The organism is Elizabethkingia argenteiflava, assembly GCF_009904105.1.
In the GTDB taxonomy this organism is placed as follows: domain Bacteria; phylum Bacteroidota; class Bacteroidia; order Flavobacteriales; family Weeksellaceae; genus Elizabethkingia; species Elizabethkingia argenteiflava.
Genome location: NZ_JAAABJ010000588.1, coordinates 1 through 18,126, shown reverse-complemented (window position 1 = coordinate 18,126; position 18,126 = coordinate 1). Strand labels below are relative to the sequence as shown.

The 18,126-nt window shown below is 35.0% G+C and carries 12 protein-coding genes; 8 read left to right on the top strand and 4 right to left on the bottom strand.

Annotated elements, in window-relative coordinates; genetic code table 11:
• Positions 1 to 990: 990 nt before the first annotated feature.
• Together mtgA and GNY06_RS09715 are read left to right on the top strand one after the other, a co-directional pair.
• Complete coding sequence (gene mtgA / locus GNY06_RS09720) at positions 991 to 1,641, top strand: monofunctional biosynthetic peptidoglycan transglycosylase (RefSeq protein WP_166519894.1); 651 nt, start codon at positions 991 to 993, stop codon at positions 1,639 to 1,641.
• 18 nt (positions 1,642 to 1,659) lie between these two features.
• The gene (locus GNY06_RS09715) at positions 1,660 to 3,702 is read left to right on the top strand and encodes a site-specific recombinase (protein ID WP_166519893.1); all 2,043 of its coding nucleotides are present in this window, start codon (positions 1,660 to 1,662) and stop codon (positions 3,700 to 3,702) included.
• On the opposite strand, the gene GNY06_RS09710 is transcribed toward GNY06_RS09715, so the two are convergent.
• From GNY06_RS09710 to GNY06_RS09700, 3 genes are read right to left on the bottom strand one after another with little or no spacing between them, the layout of a single operon-like run.
• Positions 3,680 to 3,973: a hypothetical protein gene (locus GNY06_RS09710; RefSeq protein WP_166519892.1), complete on the bottom strand. Its 294-nt coding sequence runs from the start codon at positions 3,971 to 3,973 to the stop codon at positions 3,680 to 3,682. The two genes, GNY06_RS09715 and GNY06_RS09710, sit on opposite strands and share 23 nt — an antisense overlap.
• Positions 3,970 to 5,049 carry a DNA replication/repair protein RecF gene (gene recF / locus GNY06_RS09705; protein ID WP_166519891.1) on the bottom strand — a complete coding sequence of 360 codons (1,080 nt, stop codon included), beginning with the start codon at positions 5,047 to 5,049 and terminating at the stop codon, positions 3,970 to 3,972. The genes GNY06_RS09710 and recF overlap by 4 nt, the downstream gene beginning before the upstream one ends.
• 31 nt (positions 5,050 to 5,080) lie before the next feature.
• Positions 5,081 to 5,650, bottom strand: coding sequence for a UbiA prenyltransferase family protein (locus GNY06_RS09700; RefSeq protein ID WP_244614408.1), 570 nt, complete (start codon positions 5,648 to 5,650; stop codon positions 5,081 to 5,083).
• A gap of 202 nt (positions 5,651 to 5,852) precedes the next feature.
• Here GNY06_RS09700 and GNY06_RS09695 point away from each other — a divergent pair, with 202 nt between their 5' ends.
• From GNY06_RS09695 to GNY06_RS09670, 6 genes are all read left to right on the top strand, one after another.
• A complete protein-coding gene (locus GNY06_RS09695) occupies positions 5,853 to 11,630 on the top strand; it encodes an alpha-2-macroglobulin family protein (RefSeq protein WP_166519896.1) in 5,778 nt (1,925 codons plus the stop codon).
• Between the two features lie 109 nt (positions 11,631 to 11,739).
• The gene (locus GNY06_RS09690) at positions 11,740 to 13,131 is read left to right on the top strand and encodes a TolC family protein (protein WP_244614406.1); all 1,392 of its coding nucleotides are present in this window, start codon (positions 11,740 to 11,742) and stop codon (positions 13,129 to 13,131) included.
• A gap of 20 nt (positions 13,132 to 13,151) precedes the next feature.
• Entirely contained in the window at positions 13,152 to 14,111 is a 960-nt protein-coding gene (locus GNY06_RS09685) for an HlyD family secretion protein (RefSeq protein ID WP_166519889.1), read from the top strand.
• Positions 14,112 to 14,118: 7 nt separating this feature from the next.
• Positions 14,119 to 15,324: an ABC transporter permease gene (locus tag GNY06_RS09680; protein ID WP_166519888.1), complete on the top strand. Its 1,206-nt coding sequence runs from the start codon at positions 14,119 to 14,121 to the stop codon at positions 15,322 to 15,324.
• A 1,227-nt stretch (positions 15,325 to 16,551) separates the two neighbouring features.
• The gene (locus GNY06_RS13455) at positions 16,552 to 16,950 is read left to right on the top strand and encodes a hypothetical protein (RefSeq protein WP_176590011.1); all 399 of its coding nucleotides are present in this window, start codon (positions 16,552 to 16,554) and stop codon (positions 16,948 to 16,950) included.
• Between the two features lie 49 nt (positions 16,951 to 16,999).
• Complete coding sequence (locus tag GNY06_RS09670; RefSeq protein ID WP_166519887.1) at positions 17,000 to 17,245, top strand: hypothetical protein; 246 nt, start codon at positions 17,000 to 17,002, stop codon at positions 17,243 to 17,245.
• A gap of 320 nt (positions 17,246 to 17,565) precedes the next feature.
• Here the strand turns inward: GNY06_RS09670 and GNY06_RS13780 are convergent, their stop codons facing one another.
• Entirely contained in the window at positions 17,566 to 17,952 is a 387-nt protein-coding gene (locus GNY06_RS13780) for a helix-turn-helix domain-containing protein (RefSeq protein ID WP_212995106.1), read from the bottom strand.
• Positions 17,953 to 18,126 lie beyond the last annotated feature (174 nt).

Below are 18,126 nucleotides of genomic sequence, written 5' to 3'. Positions count from 1 at the left end.
ATATAGTATTTTTTTCTTGTTTTTAATCACCTGTTATCGAATGATGTATATAAAAGACATAATGCTAGATTATTTTTTGCATAAGTGTGAGCGATGTATTAAAATATATAATCAATAAATTATTTATACTATCGAACTTGTTTAAAGTAAATTAACATTCTTTGAAATCCCGGCCCTACTATCTTGAAAAAATTTCTAAAACATTGTTGAGTATGGTAATGTTTTTAATGAATTTGTTTAAATAAGTTTGAAAAAGTTCATGGATATTTAGGTATACAACCTTAAGCTTAATTAGAATTAATCATCAGCAGATCTTTAGAGTTTTATATTTTTACTTTGACCAAGTTCATAGGAAAAAAACTACATGAGGGCAGGGATTAGGAGGTAGTACAGATGATTATCCCTTATTTTTGTCAGTAGAGTGTTCGTTGGTTTAATCAGCGGAGCAATTCTCTGGGGAAGTGCTTATAAAAATCGATTTTTCGTTTACAGCATCTCACTTTATTTAATTGTAATCTAAATTTTTTTGATTTTCTATAAGTTTCGATGATGTTTATTGATATAGTGGTGTAATCATTACCTGATAGCTTTCTTTTTTTCCTAGAGTTTCATCCTAGAGATGGAAGGGGGAAAAAATTAAAAGCTTTTCAAAATGAAGCAGGGAAGTGTATGGTTTGAGGTTGGTTTTTTTTTTTAGTGCTTGTTATAGTGGGCGTAATGTATAAAAAAAACCCTGATTACTCAGGGTTTGCACCAAATCACAAAATATTAATATGAAAAAAAATATTTATTCTATATAAGCAAAAACTTTGCCAAATTTTTATTTGTTTTCTTTTAATTTTGTTTAGGATTTTTTTAACATATGTTATAAAAATAGATTTTATCACAAAAACGAGTATGTGCAGAATTCTTCTTTGCAGGAATTTTGATTTTTCGAAAATAGATGTTTAAAAAAAATTAAAAGCTTATTTTTGCTGCATATTTTAACCTATGTGGAAGCTTTTTAAAAGAGTCGTTTTTATTCTGATTGTGGTTAATATTTCGTCCATTATGTGGGGGAGGTTTTTTAATCCACCGATTACCTTTATTCAATTGGAAGGCCTAATTAAGTATAGGAAGCTACATAGAGATTATATTTCGTTTGATGAAATGGGGAGCCTGGTGAAACGCGCGGTTATTGCCAGTGAGGATCAAAATTATTTTAGGCATAATGGATTCGATTTTAAGGCGATCCGCAGAGCCATGATAAACAATCAGAAAAATGATAAAAAGCGCTTACAGGGAGGAAGTACGATATCGCAGCAGACGGCAAAAAATATTTTTTTATGGAATGGCAGAAGTTGGGTGAGAAAGGGAGTGGAGACCATCTTTACCTTTATGATAGAAAATTTTTGGAATAAGGAAATTATTCTGGAACGTTACCTGAATTCCATTGAAATGGGGCAAGGTGTTTTTGGTGTAGAAGCGGCCTCAAAATACTATTTTGGAAAATCTGCCAAAAATCTCAACAAAAGTGAAGCCGCTTGGATTGCCGCCGTGTTGCCCAATCCTAAAAAGTATGACCCTAAGAACCCGTCTCCTTATCTGAAGAAAAAGCATGAATGGATTATGAAGCAAATGAGGGATGTACGGCTAAACTAAAATTTGTACCTAAAAATTATGAGATATTTTTTTATAAAAAAAAGATATAATTTTAATGATGTTCTTAAAAAATATTTTCTTTTTAAGAATGAAACCAAATCTCTAGATCCCCTGAAGGAGCTCTTTAATACTTTGATTAAAGAGGATTTCGAAGTTTTTTTAGCCTATCTGAAAAACCATCCCGAAATCAGTGAAAATTTAGGTTATTATATCCGAAATTTATTTGAGGGCAGACCTTTTAATCTTTCCTTAACAGAGGCGGATATACTATCGGAAAATGCTTTTTATCCAGAGCTGAAAAAAAGGATTCTCAATAAGATTTTACCTGCTGTGGATAATGAAAATTCTGTATCTTATTTAGTAGATACCGTATCTGTACACACCAAAAAGCATTTAGAATATCTAAAAAAGGTGTCAGAAGAGGATATAGACGAATTTTTCAGATTGTTAAAAATTGATGATTTTATCAGAAGTCCGAAAGTGAAAAATGAGCTCATGTTCTCTATGAATATATTAATATGGAGAATGATAGGGGATGTCTTGGATGTCGATGTGGTGCGTATGGCTCCCGAATATAAAAATTTTGATAATCCCTTTTTGGCATTACAAAGTGAATTGGATTTTTTACTGACAGAATTTAAGAAAGATCCGAGTGTAGAATTGAACTCAAAGTCAGAGGGGTATAAACAGTTGAAGGTTTATTTGCAACATGGTCAGGAGTTTGTGAACCTGGCTTTTAAAAATGCCTCTAAATATGGGATCTCTAATAAGATTAATCAATCTTTACTTAAGATACGACAACAATTGGATAGGGTGAGTATCATTCTTAATTTATTGGTGATAGACGGGCCAGAGGATTATTTAAGAAGATCAAAACAGCTTTTCTTTAATATTTTAGACTTTAAATCGCATAAAAATAATATCACGGATCTGGTAGCCGACAGTACGAGATTAATTTCCCATCTCATTACTACACATACCTCAGAAGTGGGCACTCATTATATTACCACCAATAGGCGGGATTATTTTAAAATGCTTTTAAAGTCTTCCGGAGGAGGAGTGATTGTAGGCGCTTTATGCGTTCTGAAAATGCTCTATAGCTATAGCTATAGCAGTGATTTTATGCATGCGGTGCTCTATTCTTTTAATTATGCAATGGGATTTGTTATGATCTACTTAATGAGCTTTACCTTGGCGACAAAACAACCTGCCATGACAGCGGCTACTATGGCTAGAGTTCTTTCTGAAGAACATAATACCAAAAAGAATTATATAGATTTTGCCCACCTGGTATCAAAATTATTTCGGACGCAGTTTATTGCGTTTGTAGGCAATGTATTGCTGTCGTTTCCCATCTCTTTGCTTATTATTTATGCACTCGAGATTATTTTTAAGCAAAATCTGGCCATGGATAAATCTTCCAAATTGTTATTAGATCTGGACCCCATAAATTCTAAAGCTATTTTACATGCCTGCATCGCGGGCTTTTTTCTCTTTATATCGGGTATTATAGCAGGCAACGTTAGCAACACAGGTGTTTTTTACCAGATTCCCAAGCGGATTGCTAAAAATCCGTTTATCAATTATTTCTTAGGAGATAAATTTGCTAAAAAACTCTCGGGTTACTATTCCAGAAATTGGGCAGGAATCGTTTCTAATTTTTGGTTTGGTATTTTTTTAGGAGCTACAGCTCCTATAGGATTATTCTTGGGATTAGACTTGGATATACGCCACATTACTTTTGCGGCGGGTAATTTTGCTCTGGGGCTTTATGGAAAAGACTTTCAGGTAACGGCTTACACTTTCTGGATTTCTTTTACTACAGTATTTCTGATCGGTTTTTTTAATTTTTTAATCAGTTTCGGTTTATCCATGTTATTGGCTTTCCGCTCTAGAAAAGTTAATATAGAGGATGTACGCTTGATTATTATGGAAATTGTGCGCTATTTCTTTAACAATCCTCTGCGATTTTTCATCCCCTTACGTTCTAGTTTGGATGAGCGGGCCATCGGTTTAATAAAGAGTAAGAATACTACCACTACAAAATCCGAAGATCATTGATTTTTTCTTCACCGATAACATCGCGAAATTTTTGGAGAAAAAAACGTTTTCGCATTCTGAAATCGTTTTTCAGAAGCGGAGAGGTAATCTTTATCTCTAAAACCGCTTGTTGGAGTGATATGTCACTGATTTCTTGATATAGAGATTGGTCTAAATAATCCTCTAGGAAATCTCGGATCGCAATTGCTTCCATTTTTTCCTCCAAGCCGTATATTTTTATAATAGATTTCACCAATTCCGAAGAAAGATACTCTCGTTTCTTTTTTTTCATAATTCAAAAATTTTACTCTCTTCGTTAATACGCCTTACAATAGATTGGGTGCGCTCTTTATGGGTATCGGTGATAAAAATCTGGCCGAAATTTTCTTCATTTACCAATGCGATTAGCTGGCCTACTCTATGATCGTCTAGTTTATCGAAAATATCATCCAATAGAAGAATGGGGGACTTCCCTGTTACATTTCTTATCATTTGCATCTGAGCTAATTTTAAGCTGATTAGAAAGGTTTTTTGCTGTCCCTGAGAACCGCTTTTCCTTAGGGCAAGCCCTTGCATAAGAAATACCAAATCGTCTTTATGTACCCCCCTGGAGGTGTAAGTGAGGAGTTTATCTCTTTCTAGATATCGGGTTAAAATCTCTTCGAAGTGATGTTCCCAAAGGTCGGACTGGTAATTAACTTCAATTTCTTCTCCGGCATTTGATATAAGTCGATAGAATTTTTGAACGAGAGGGGAAAATTGCTGATTGAATGCTTTCCTCTTTTCGTGGATAATAGTGCCCGATTTAATGAGAAGATGGTGATAGATGTCCAATGAATCCGCATCAAAATAGCCGTTTTTATGAAAAGATTTTAGCAAGGCATTGCGCTGTTGTAAGGCTTTTTGATATTGTAAAATATTAAATAAATAGTCGCTATCGGTTTGAGAAATCATACCGTCTAAGAACTTTCTGCGGGATTCTCCGGAATCCGAAATAAGATTATGATCATAAGGAGAAATGATCACCGAGGGTAAAAAACCAACATGATCTGCCAGGCGAGTATAGGTTTTGTTATTTTTCTTAATCACCTTTTTTGAATGTAAAGCTTGCTGAATCCTGATGATGCTTTCTTTCTCTTCATCAGAAACTACAGCTTCTATATCAAAGAAGCTTTCTCCTTGTAAAATATTATTTTGATCGGTATTTCCTAAAAAACTCTTTCCCACCGAAAGATAATATAAGGCATCTAATATATTTGTTTTTCCTACACCATTATTACCTACCAAGCAATTGATCTGTTTTGAAAAATCCAATTGGCGGAAAACATGATTTTTAAAATTATTTAAGCGAATAGAGTGTATCAGCATAGTTCCAAAAACTGATGTAAAGATACGATTATCAGAATAATTTTAACAGCAGATAAAATAAAAAAGGAAGACCTGCTACTCCTTCCACACCGAGAGAAAAATACAGATCAGGGTTGAGAGGGGATGAAAAATATACCAATATTGAACCGATAAGCATTGCCGTAAGATAAGGCAGAGAAAAGTCTGGAGGTAAATAAAAAATACTGATAATAGAAGCTGTAAGGAGTAGAAAATAAGCTAGATATTTGGTTTTTTGGATGCCGATAATCTGGGGGAAAGTAACAATGTGATCATGGCACATATCTCTAATATCAAAAGGTAAAATAAGACCAGAAACACCACAAAAGGTAATAAAAAAAATATCCCATTGTAAACGAGGCATAATAAGCCATGAATTAATAAGTGCCCAGACCAGGGCTACATAAAAAATTTTGATGAGAGGAATTTTTCTGATCGGGAAGTATAAAAAGCTGGAATTATATAGAACCCCCAATAGTAATATCGAAAGCCATTTAATAAGCCATTCAGGATGGTGTTTATGGATAATAGCCCATACACAGAAGATAAAAGTGATAAGGTTGAAAAAGAAAATACAAAACATAATTTTTTGACGTAACTGATATTTTGTGTACAGGTAACCATTCAGATACGTCAAAAATATAAGAAGTATGAGAGCGAAATGGAATGTTATTCGCTCTTTCATACAAAAAAAGGTCAGTAGAGTTGCCATGGAAGCAACATACAATTGACTATCTATAAGATATTTTTTAAGTATATTTAACATGCTTCGAAATTACATATTTATGCATCGTATCACCAAAATTTTTAGTTCGTTGTTGGTTGTTTTGTGGAGTATATCTCTATACGCCCAAAATTATTACGAAAAGCAATGGAAACAGATTAACGATAATTACGCAAAGGGAATGGTAAAATCCAATATGCCCCTCGTGTTAGATATTCAGAAACAAGCTATGAAAGATAATAATACTATTGAATTGATTAAAGCTCTAAAGGCAGAATTTGTCATTGTAAACAATACGGAGGATGACGAAACCAATAACATTGTAAGTCGGTTTTTTGATAAAATAAAAAAATCTTCTGTAAACCTAAAAGGAGAGGATCTATCGATCTATAATGTATTGCAGTTACAATTTATAAACGATTACTTTCAACAGCATATTTGGAAAATTAGAGAGATTTCCAATCTTGATGCTCCCGATTTTAGTCAGATTGAAACCTGGTCAAAACTCGATTTTAAAAAATACCTGACCCAAAACTTCGAACATCTGGAGAAAGAGAAGGAAAGATTGTCGAAGATTTCTTTGAAAAAATATAAAGAATTGTTTCTACATACAGATAATATCGACTACTTTCCTTCATTACAGGATTGGTTATCAATAAAGTATATTGATTTTTTAGAGAGTCCGTTGCTCTTTACACCTAACGAGCTCAAGCAAAACTATCCGAAAATTATCGATATTTATAACGATAGAATAACCGCGAACCAATATAATTCTAAATTGTTTTTCGAATATCAGAAAGCCCAAAAAGAAGTTAGATTTCAGCTGCTTTCCACAGAACAAGCTTTGAGGAGATATACCGATATTGTCAACTCCAGTACAGAAGGAGATTATAAAGTATATATTCTGAATGATATCGCTAATTTTTTAGTGGCAAAAAAGCCTCAAGAAGCCTTGGAGTGGGTAGAAAGGGCTAAGAAAATTTATCCTAAAAGTGAATTTCAGACTAATGTTAAAAATACAGAAAATAGTATTCTAGAAGCCAATATTACGATTCATTATGAAGCTTTTACACTTCCAGAGCAGCCTATTCACTTGTCGGTGGGTTATAAAAATACGGATGCTTTCGCGCTAGATATTTATAAGGTAACCGATCTTCAGTCTTTTATCAATTCTCTTCAGAATAGTTATAAATACCCTTTATTGAAAGTTTCCAAGCAGTGGGTAAGAAGGCAGGATTATAAATTGAAAAACTTTGGCGATTATAAAAATCATCTATCTTCCGTAGCGCTTGCAGCGCTTAAAAATGGAATTTACATTGCAGAATATTTTGTAGGAGGAGCTTCACAGGGGAGTTACTGGTTTTGTGTAAACGATTCGCGGATTATTTATAGTAAGAAAACAGCGTTTCAAAAAAATAATATTTTACGGTTGATCGATCGTAATACAGGGGAGCCTCGCAAGAATGCCGATCTTAAGTTGTATGATTATAGCGATCCTAAAAAAACAAAGCTATCGGGATTAAAAACAGATTCACAAGGTAATTTTATTTTTCCAGAGAATCCCAAAGGCGAATATAGACAGTATTTAGTTGAAGATCCTATAAGCAATAGTATAAGCTTTACTGGAGGTTATGGGGGTGTTGATTACGCTGATGCATTAGAAGCAGAAGATCAAAAAAAGGCACAGATTTTTTTGGATCGGGCGGTATATCGTCCAGGACAGACGGTGTATTTTAAAGTAATTAACACCCGTTATCAAGATAAAAAAGAATCGGTAGCCGCGGGCATTAAACAATCCATAACCCTTCAAGATGCGAATGGAGAAGCATTGTCCAAACAGAGTTTTACAGCAAATGAATTTGGAAGTTATTATGGGAGTTTTATGCTGCCCAAAGGAAAATTAAATGGTGATTTTAGCCTTAATGCAGGAGATGGTCGGGCTATAGTGTACTTTAAAGTGGAGGAATATAAGCGTCCTAATTTTGAAATTAGTTTTGAAGATATTAAAGGGGAATATAGCTTTGGGCAAACGCTTCACCTGAAAGGTAAAGCGGTTTCTTTTTCGGATACTCCTTTGCGCAATGCTACTTTAAATTATGAGATTAAAAAACAGGACATCCGATACCGTTATTTTCCGGGAATACCCTTGGAAGCTCCCGAAAATTCCATTCTCGGAGGCTTGAAGACCGATAAAGAAGGAAGATTTGAGATTCCTATTGAACTCCAAAAAGATAAAAGACTCAAGGGGATTCAGGTTAACGAATATCAAGTGAGTGCTTCTATAACTGATATCAATGGAGAGACCCAGCAAAACAATACGCATTTTTTTATATCTTCAGTAAGTCATTTTATTGAAGTTGGAGATGTAAAATCGGCGTTTACAAATGAAGAGATTAAATTAAAAGTGGCTACTAAAAATTATAATGGACATCGTTTGGAAAAAAAATACGAGCTAAAACTAGCATTGTTGCAGGCCCCCAAGCGTATTTTTAGAGATAATTTTCAAAATTTTGTACAGGATGTACCCATATTAACACCGTCGAATTTTGTAAGAAAATTTCCTCACGATTATTTTAACAAAGGCGAATTACCCGAAAACAGGAAAATCCAACGGGTGGTCTTGCAAAAGTCCAGTGCAGATACCTTACTTAATTTAGGTAAGCTGGAGGCTGGCAGCTATAAATTAGAGTTGTTTAATATAGAGGGGCAGGATACAATAAAAACAGAGCGGATTTTTGAGGTGTGGGATCAGAAGAAGTTAAGCGAGCAGCAAAAACCTTTCTTTCGAATGGCTAATCCCCAAAAAGATTACCTCAGGGGTGAGAAGGCAAAGATTTACCTCTATTCAGCTATTGCGGAGGCTAAGGTATATATTTATATTCAGAATGGTAAAGGAGATACGCATACTCAAGAAAGGTATATTAAAAACGGTGTATTAGAATATGAAGTGCCAATACCTGAAGATCCGGATATCAATAGTTTGAATATTCAATTTGTTTTGGCGGCGTATAATGATGTTCAGAGCTTATCTATCGACTTGTTGGTGCGTGATACTGCAGAGCCCATGAAAATAGAGTTAATGACTTTTCGGGATAAATTGCAACCGGGAAGTCAAGAGAAATGGAAGGTGAAAATAAAGGGAGAAAACAAAGATAAAATACCATTCGAACTCTTAGCCAATATGTATGATGCATCCTTGGATCAATTTGCTGTGAACACTTATATTTTCCATCATCTCAGGTCGGATGTATTTTTACGCCATGATTATAGCGAACGCTATCAAGATTTAAAATCCATTAGCTATTATAAAGAAAAAAAACATCTCTCCCAACGAGCTATTGAGCTGCCTGATTTTAACTGGTTTATAGAAGAGCGTATAGGTAGAAACCGTATAATGGGGAGAGTGGTAACTTCTCTGATGAGAAAAGAGGCGACAAATGATAAACACTATACTTCTTCTATATCCATGTCTAGTATAGAGGAAGGCCATAATTTGCAAAAAGACGGTTTGCAAAAAGTTCCGGTGCGTAGAAATCTTAACGAAACAGCTTTCTTTTATCCTAACCTGCGAACGGATAAAGATGGATATATCAACTTTGAATTTACTTCTCCTGAGGCATTAACCCAGTGGAAGCTGATGCTATTAGCCCACGATAAAAATGCTCGTGCAGCGACTTTAGAGCGCACTATTGTTACCCGAAAAGATTTTTCACTTACGCCCAATTATCCTAGATTTCTTAGAGAGGGAGATGAGATGAAGGTTCAGGTTAAGTTAGATAATCAGAGTCCTAAGACTTTAAGTGGGCAAGTTCAGCTGCAGGTGTTAGACGCAGATACGGAGCAGGATATCTCTTCAAAACTGGGGATATCCAATGCCATTCAAAGTTTTAATATGGATGGAAGTTCCAGTTTATCTATGAATTGGAAATTAAAAATACCAGAGCGCCTGTCAGGGGTTGTCCTTAAGGCTATGGCAAAAGCTGGAGCTTATACAGATGGAGAACAAAAAGCAATTCCGGTATTACCCAATCGGATGTTGGTTACCGATGCACAGCCTGTTTTTGTCAGAGAGAAAGAAACAAAAACCTTTTCTATAAAAGATCAAGACCTTAGACCATCTTCTCGTTTAACTTCTATTTCCAATACTTTGGAGCTTACGCTCAATCCCATATGGCAGGTTTTATTAGCCCTGCCAAGTTTGAAAGAAAACGTTCACCATTCAGCAGATGTGGTATTCAATAAATGGTTTGCCGATGTTTTAGCCTCCGAGATCTTTAAGGCTAATCCCAGACTAAAAACCGTTTTTGAGAAATATCATCATAAAGACTTACTGAAGAGTAAACTAGAAAAAAATCAGGAGTTAAAAAAGCTTTTATTAGAAGAAACGCCTTGGGTTTTGCAAGCAAAGGATGAAAAGCAGCAGATGCAACTTTTAGCCCGGTTATTTGATACCCATAATATGCGCTATCAGACAATGGAAGATTGGAGAAAATTGAGTGAACTACAAAATTCAGATGGAGGTTTTTCATGGTATCCTGGGGCTCCAAGCAGTTTTTCGACGTCTTTATATATATTAAAAAATTGGGGAAAAATTAGCGAGTGGTTAAAGGATAAAGGAGGTATAAAAGCATATCAGGCGGCCTCAGAGCATTCAATGATTGCGGCTTTGGTGGCTTATGTAGATCGTACATTTGCTCTTCACCCAAACACAAAAAATAGGGCTCACTGGGATAATATGGAATTGGACTATCTGGATAGCCGATCTTATTGGGAACCTATGTATCCTTTAGAAAATGTAGGCAAAAATTTAAAAGTTCGAATTATCCATCAAGCCCAAACTTTAAAGTTCGCAGACTTTAGCTTCTTCGGATTAACGAGAGCTGCTTTGCTGTTCAATCGATATGGATTGAAAGAGGTTGCAGATCGCTTATTGACTTATATGAAAGAAACGGCTACAGATACTAAAACCCAAGGGGTATATTGGAAGCAAAATCTCAATGACTGGGGATGGTACTCTTCTAAGGTTATCAATCAGGCCTTAGCCCTTCAGGCTTTTAATGAGCTTAGGCCTAGTGACCCTATTATAGAGGAGATGAAAACCTGGTTGATTACTCAAAAAGAAGTCAACCATTGGGAAACCAGCAGGGCAACAGCAGAAATTATTTACACCATTATCAACAGTGGAAAAGATTGGACTGCAACCTCTGCGGATAGTGCCAAGGTGATATGGGCGGGTAAAGACTTAAATAAAACGGATATAATAGCACCAGGTTATATTAAAAAAACGCTGGTAGCGACAGCCGAAAATAAAAGAGCTGGTGAGATTGTGATCTCAAAACCAGGTCCCGGAATTATTCAGGGCGGTATTTTCTGGCAGTATTATGAAAATCTGGATAACATAAAATCTAGCGCCACCCATGTAGCTATTAGCAAAGAGCTCTATAAGAAAGTGAAAACAGAAAATGGGGAGGAATTGAAGAAAATCACAACAGAGACTCCTATTCAAATAGGCGATAGGATAAGTGTTAGAATGCTGTTAAATGTAGACCGGCCTATGGAATACATTCATGTAAAAGATATGAGAGCTTCGGGATTTGAACCGGCAGATCCTATATCGGGCTACCGATTCCAGGGTAATTTGGGCTATTATCAGTCTACGAAAGATGCCTCTACCCATTTCTATATACAGTATATGCCAAAAGGGAAATATGTTTTAGAATACGATATTATAGCCAATGTGGTGGGTAAATTCTCCAATGGAGTAACGACAATACAGAGTTATTATGCTCCTCAAATGAATGCCCACACTCCAGGCATGCCTATTGAAATTAAACCTTAATCATTCTAATGATATCATAATTATATAGTTGTAAATGATTCATGAAGGGAAAAAAGAAAGATACCGTTCTTTTTTCCTTTTTTTTTATGCTATTTTTGTTAAAAATTTAATGATGAAGCATAGATTATCATTATATCGAATTAGTTTATGTTTGCTACCCATCCTAAGTTGGGGGCAGTCGGTACCCGATTTTAAGGAGTTGCTGGATAGTGCCATGGCACGTGATGCCGATTTACTTATACAACAAACAGAAAATAAAATAACCGATCTCAATCAGCATAAGCTAAAGGATGTATTTCTACCCACTTTAGAAATTAGTGGTCAGGCCGGTTATCTCAATGCGAGTACAGGCTTGCCTTCTTCGAATATTTTAACCCCGCGAGACCGGCATAACCATCTCAATATATCTGGTTTTTCAGGCGTGACAAAAGCGGAGACTAAAATGTTGCTGTATTCTGGTGGTAAGATCAAATATTTAAATAAGGCCTTAGAGGAGAAAAAAAAATCAGAGGATATACTATTAGAAAAAACGCGTGAAGATATTATCTCACTTTTATCTCGTGCTTATGATCAGTTGGCTTTACTTCATCAGTCCAGAATCGTCTTAGATGAGAGTACCAAACGCCTTAGGGCAAATAAGAAAACCGCCGATAAAGCTTTAGGCTATGGATTGATTACGCCATATGATCATAAAAAAATAGAGCTAGCTCAGGCGACACTTAATGCCAAAGTAGCAGAATATGAGGGCAAAAAAGAACTTTTATTGACTCAGCTGGAGGTGTTAACGGGAGTAGACAAAGATAGGCTACGATTGATCACTCCGGTATTGACGCCTGTAGCAGTTATGGAATTGGAGAAGACTATTGATGATCGGGCAGAAATACAGGCATTGGAGCATGGGATCAATGCTGCAGATTATAAAATACAAGCGGAAAAAACTTGGTGGATTCCTAAGGTGCAATTGATGTCCTCTTTATATTATATAGGTTTATATGGGAACAGGATTAAAACCTCTGAGAATATTATTCCAGCGATTCCACCCCTCAATTATCCTGGGAGGAAATTAGATTTGCGCCCGCATAATCTAAATATCTTTCCCTTATTTACTGCGGGAGTAGGCTTCAAATGGGAAATATTCGATGGAAATGAAGGAAAGCACGCCGAAGAACTCGCAAGAGTCAATAAAGAAATGTTACAAGCCCGGAAATACGATGCGACGAGAAAGCTCACTTTAAATCTGGCAAATAACCAATCTAATTACGATATTGCCAATGCACAGATCGCTTTGAAGCAGAAGCAGAAAGAAATAGCCCATAAAGCTTTAATACAGGCAGAAAAAGAGTTTCGTTACGGAATGATAAAATCCACTCAGCTCATAGAAGCCGAAAACGATTTAGAAATGGCTGAATTGGATTATCAGAATGCCATATTTAACCAGCGAAGAGCTGCAGTAGAGTTAATGAAATCTACTCGTGAATTAGACGTAACTAAACTTTATTAAGGTCTTTAATCATCATTATTATGAAAAAAAATATCTATATAATCTCTTTTTTAAATTTAATAATACTCGTTAGCTGTGGCAATCCAGAAAAACCTTCACATGTTTTTGAAGGAAAAACCAAGAAAGACGTGGTTTCATTTGCCCCCAAACTAACCGGCAGAATTATTAAAATATATGTGAGTGAAGGGCAAACGCTCAAAAAAGGAGATACATTAGCACTTTTAGATGTTCCCGAAGTCACTGCTAAAATTGCACAAGCTCAAGGAGCTGTTAGCGCAGCACAAGCTCAGGAACAAATGGCTAAAAATGGTGCTACAGCAGATCAGATGATACAATTACAGGCCAAATATAAAGGTCTTAAAGAACAATATGAGTTTGCTCAAAAATCTTTTAGAAGAGCCACCAATATGTTTCGGGATAGCCTAATGTCTCCGCAAGCTTATGATGAGGCTTATGCCAAATTACAAGGCGCAAAAGCTCAGTATGATGCCGTAAATGCTGAACTACATGAGGTGAAAAAAGGCACGCGTTATGAAAAAGTGGCCATGGCCGCAGGGCAGGCTTCTCAGGCGGAAGGAGCCCTGCAAGCAGCTCATGTAGCCTATGCCGAACGCTATGTTATCGCTACCAATGATATGGAATTAGAGACCATAAGTCTTAATCCAGGAGAGTTAGCGACGGCAGGTTTTGCACTGTTTAATGGTTATATTCCGGAGAGTACCTATTTTCGGTTTACCATTCCCGAGAGTAAAATTTCTCAGTACAAAAAAGGACAGACGGTTAGAATGCAAGTGGTTTATAATAAAGAAGAACTAGAAGGGACTATTGTTTACATCAAACAATTAACCCGTTATGCAGATATTACGACGGCTTATCCCGACTATCAGCTTCAAGATGCCGTTTATGAAATAAAAGTGAAACCTAAGGATATGAATAAAGCCAAAAATATTTTGGTAAATGCTAATGTTGTCCTGAAATAAATAATTTATGAAAGAGTTTCTGCGCCTGCTGAAAAGAGAATTTAAGCTTTTTATTGCCAACAGTACTTTAAGGTCGGTATTTTTTGTTGCGCCTATACTCTATGCAGTCCTATTGGGATTTGTATATAAAACAGGAAAAGTAGAAGATATCCCTGTGCTCGCAGTAGATAGAGATAACACTCCGCTTTCCAGTCAATTGCTAGAGATGCTCAGTGATAACCATACCATTAAATTAATAAAATATCAAAACGAACCCCAAAATATACAAGATGAGTTGATACGATATGGAGCTTCGGCAGTCGTTATGATTCCGCGTCGCTTTGAAGCCGACGTATTACAAAAAAAATACCCTGAACTCAATGTTTATACCAATACGAGTAATGTATTAACGGCTAATTTTGCGGCCAAAGCCGTACAATTGACCGTGGGTACTTTTTCGGCTGGTGTGGCTATAAAAGGACTTCAGAAGACAGGTATGCCTGCTTCTAAAGCAGCAACACAGTATGAACCTTTTAAAACCAATTATATCACCCTTTTCAATACCACCAGTAATTATTTAATTTTTATGTGGCCACCTATGTTAGCCGTGGTATTACAACAGGTGATTTTATTAGCCATGGCGGTATCTTTTGCAGCTGAATTTCAGAGGGGGTCGTTTATTAATGAGTATTACCACATGCGGAGATGGGCATTGCCTACCATGTTAATTAAGGTGATCCCAATATGGGTTTTCTCCATATTTATCGTTTGCATATACTATGTTATGCATATTCTTTTTAAAGTACCCTTACCTGAGGGGGTTTTAAATTTTCTATTGCTCACTTCGTTTTTTGTGGCTTCCTCTTCGATGTTGGGAGTGTTTATGAGTGTGCTGATTCCCGATGCGTTGAAAGCGACCCAGGTATTAATGGTATTAGCATCTCCTTCCTTTATTATAAGTGGATTTACATGGCCTTTAAATGCTATGCCACATGCGGTGCAACTTCTGGCTAATATTATTCCACTTACACCTTTTTTGCAGGCCTTTAAGATATTGCTCATTCAAAAAGGCTCCATGGAACTTACTTTTCCTTACTTGCAACATTTAATGGTTTTAACCATTTTGTATACGGTATTAGGATGGATCGTTTTAAAAATAAAACTTTGGAAAATGTTCCGTTATCTCAAGGCCGAAGACATAGAAACTAAAGAAGAGCATCATTTAATTCAATAAAAAAATAATAGCAAAATTATTTGTTATCAGGGTCGGAAGATTTTTCTTCCGACTTTTTTATTGTCTTATAAAAAATACACCTTAAATTCTGGTATTTACGTTTGATAATCGGGATGTCAGTATCAACCCACTGTATAGATAGATACTGACATTTTACCTATTCGGGGACAACTTTATAATCCTGTAATTTTAGTAGATGTTACGGGATGTTTCTGGAGGATTGTATAATGTGATGCTTAATCGAAAGTCAATTAGGGCTGTGAAGCGAACGTAAAAAAGCATCTTCATTAGCCTAGCGGTTTATCAAAATGTAGAAGGAGCTCTTCAACCAATAAATACATCTCCGTTTTCAGGTGTATTTAAAGGAACTGAATTTGCCATAGCAAAGAGTTTTTTTGAATAGAAATTTAAAAACGGCAATAAAAACTATAGATCCAAAAGTAAATAATCCATTTTTTTATTGATAGAGTGAAAAGTATAAGTGAGAAAACTAAAGCTGATCTATCAATAGTAAAAGATGGTCCTTTATTTGATGTAAACAGATGAGGTCAAGCTCTAAAAATACAAGTGAAATTATAAAAAACAGCTCAATATTCTTCGCATACCGCTAAAATTAAGGTGAATTATGATCATCAATCGGGGTCAATTCATATTAAAAGACAGGGAAATATTAGATGAGTAGTTAATCAAAAAATTACGCAAATAATGATAAAGAAATTTGTAATACTATACGTTTGCTTTTTTTTGATAGAAACACTGATAAGTATGATCTTATCTCTTATTTATGGACTGTTTACTATATATGGTTCTAATGTGTATAATAGGATAATCATTCCTTTATTAATAATTTATTGGAGGATATTATTTTATGGTATACCTTTTATAATATTGTTTTTTTGTTATTTAAATATTTTTCACATTTAGATATAACATATAAACCAATAGTGTTCTCTGTGTTTAATGTTTTGGTATTTTCAGGACTGAATTTGTTATATAAATTTAATAAAACTTTACCTACATTAGATTTTACTGAAAGCTTATTTTGGATTACAATAATATCAATGTTTCTAAGCCCGATCATTTTAGGACAGATACTATATTTAGGCGATTAATGGAAAGTATATAAGCACAACTTTTCTAAGTTGATATGAACTTTTAGATTGTCTTTGGTAGCATACTGACCCACTGGCAGAGAAGTATCCGGGTATTTCGCCCTACGTTTATGTGATGAATAATCTAATAAATGCAATTGATCCGGATGGGCGTAGAGTTTATTTTGTAGGAGGAGCAGGAAATGATTCAGATGGATGGCATTATATAGGTCGCTTTAAATCAATTTGGTCTGCTTTAGGAATAAGAGATTTTAGACGAGTTAATGCAAGCCACGGCAAAATTGGAGATATTGTTTTTGTAAATAATTACAGGAATAGAGATTGGAAGGCTGTTTATGGAGGAGCAGGTACAGCCAAAGTAGGAGTAGTAACAGAAAAGCAGTATCAACGGGTATTAAAAGGAATTATTAATGATTTAAAAAATACTTCATTTAAAGAGGGTGAGCAATTAAATCTTACAGGATATAGTTATGTTTCTGTTATGCAGGAACACCTTGCTATTCGATTAGTATAAAATTGATAATTTAATTTTAGTAGGAAGTCCCATTTCAGGTGGAAGCGATATGATGAATAAATTACAAGAATATCAAGAAGCAGTTAAGATTGGAAAAATAATAAGAGAGGACATCAAAGGGGATCATTTAAGTAATCCGAAAAATGAAGTGGAGTTTATACAAGGAGGAATACAAAATAGTCCTATAGGAGATAGAGATAATGGGGCTCATTTTGATTTGGCAAGACCAGGAAAAGAAGCAGATAAAAAGATTGAGCAATTAGGACAAAAATTAAAACAAAATGGGATTAAGTAAGTTAGTGTTTATAAGTATTATGACTTCAGTTATTTTAATCTTAATAATTAATTTATTGCCATCGAAAAATTTTTTTGGACCATATTATATTGATATTTATATAATAATTCCTTTATTTTTGATTCAATTATCAACCTTGTTGTTTTACAAAAAACATATTAATTGGGCTATTATAATTAATTTGTTTATTGTTTTGGTAATGGCATTTATAACGTATAAATTTATTGTAAATAGAAGTTTAAAAATCCCGCTGTAAAGCGGGATTTTTATTTTATAAAGTCGCTGCATTTTTAGCAAGAAGTCTTTAAACTTTTTATTGGTCAGCATTTTTCTACGAGTCGGAAAATGGTTTGCTTGTCTTCTTCTTCGAGTTCGGTTTTATCTTCCAAGATTATTTCTTTAGGAATAGAACTGTCATAATTAATAATCTGGTCAATCGACATATCAAAAAGTTGGGCGACCTTTTGCAGTTCTTCCACTGCTAAACTTCTCATACTTTTTTCGATTTTGGAATAGGCAGATTTATCAACGCCAATATACTTGGCTACCTCAATTTGTTTAAGGTTCTTCTGCTCTCTTATATCTTTTATATTGAAGTTGTTTAAACTTTTAAAAAAGTAAAAGAGTTCCGAGAAAATCAGCAATTTTGTATTGCAATTTAAATAACTAATAATCTGGAAATCATCAGCAAAGATAAAATAGAACAATGGATTTTACCTCATTTAAACAAAGGAAAAAGAGGCTTTTCGACGAGATATGATCTGGTAAAAATAATTCAGCTTATTGTAAAACGCCTGAAAACAGGCTGTCAGTGGCGTGAATTAAGTTTGAAAGAATATTTTGGCAGAGAGAAAATCTGCTGGCAAAGCATTTACTATTAT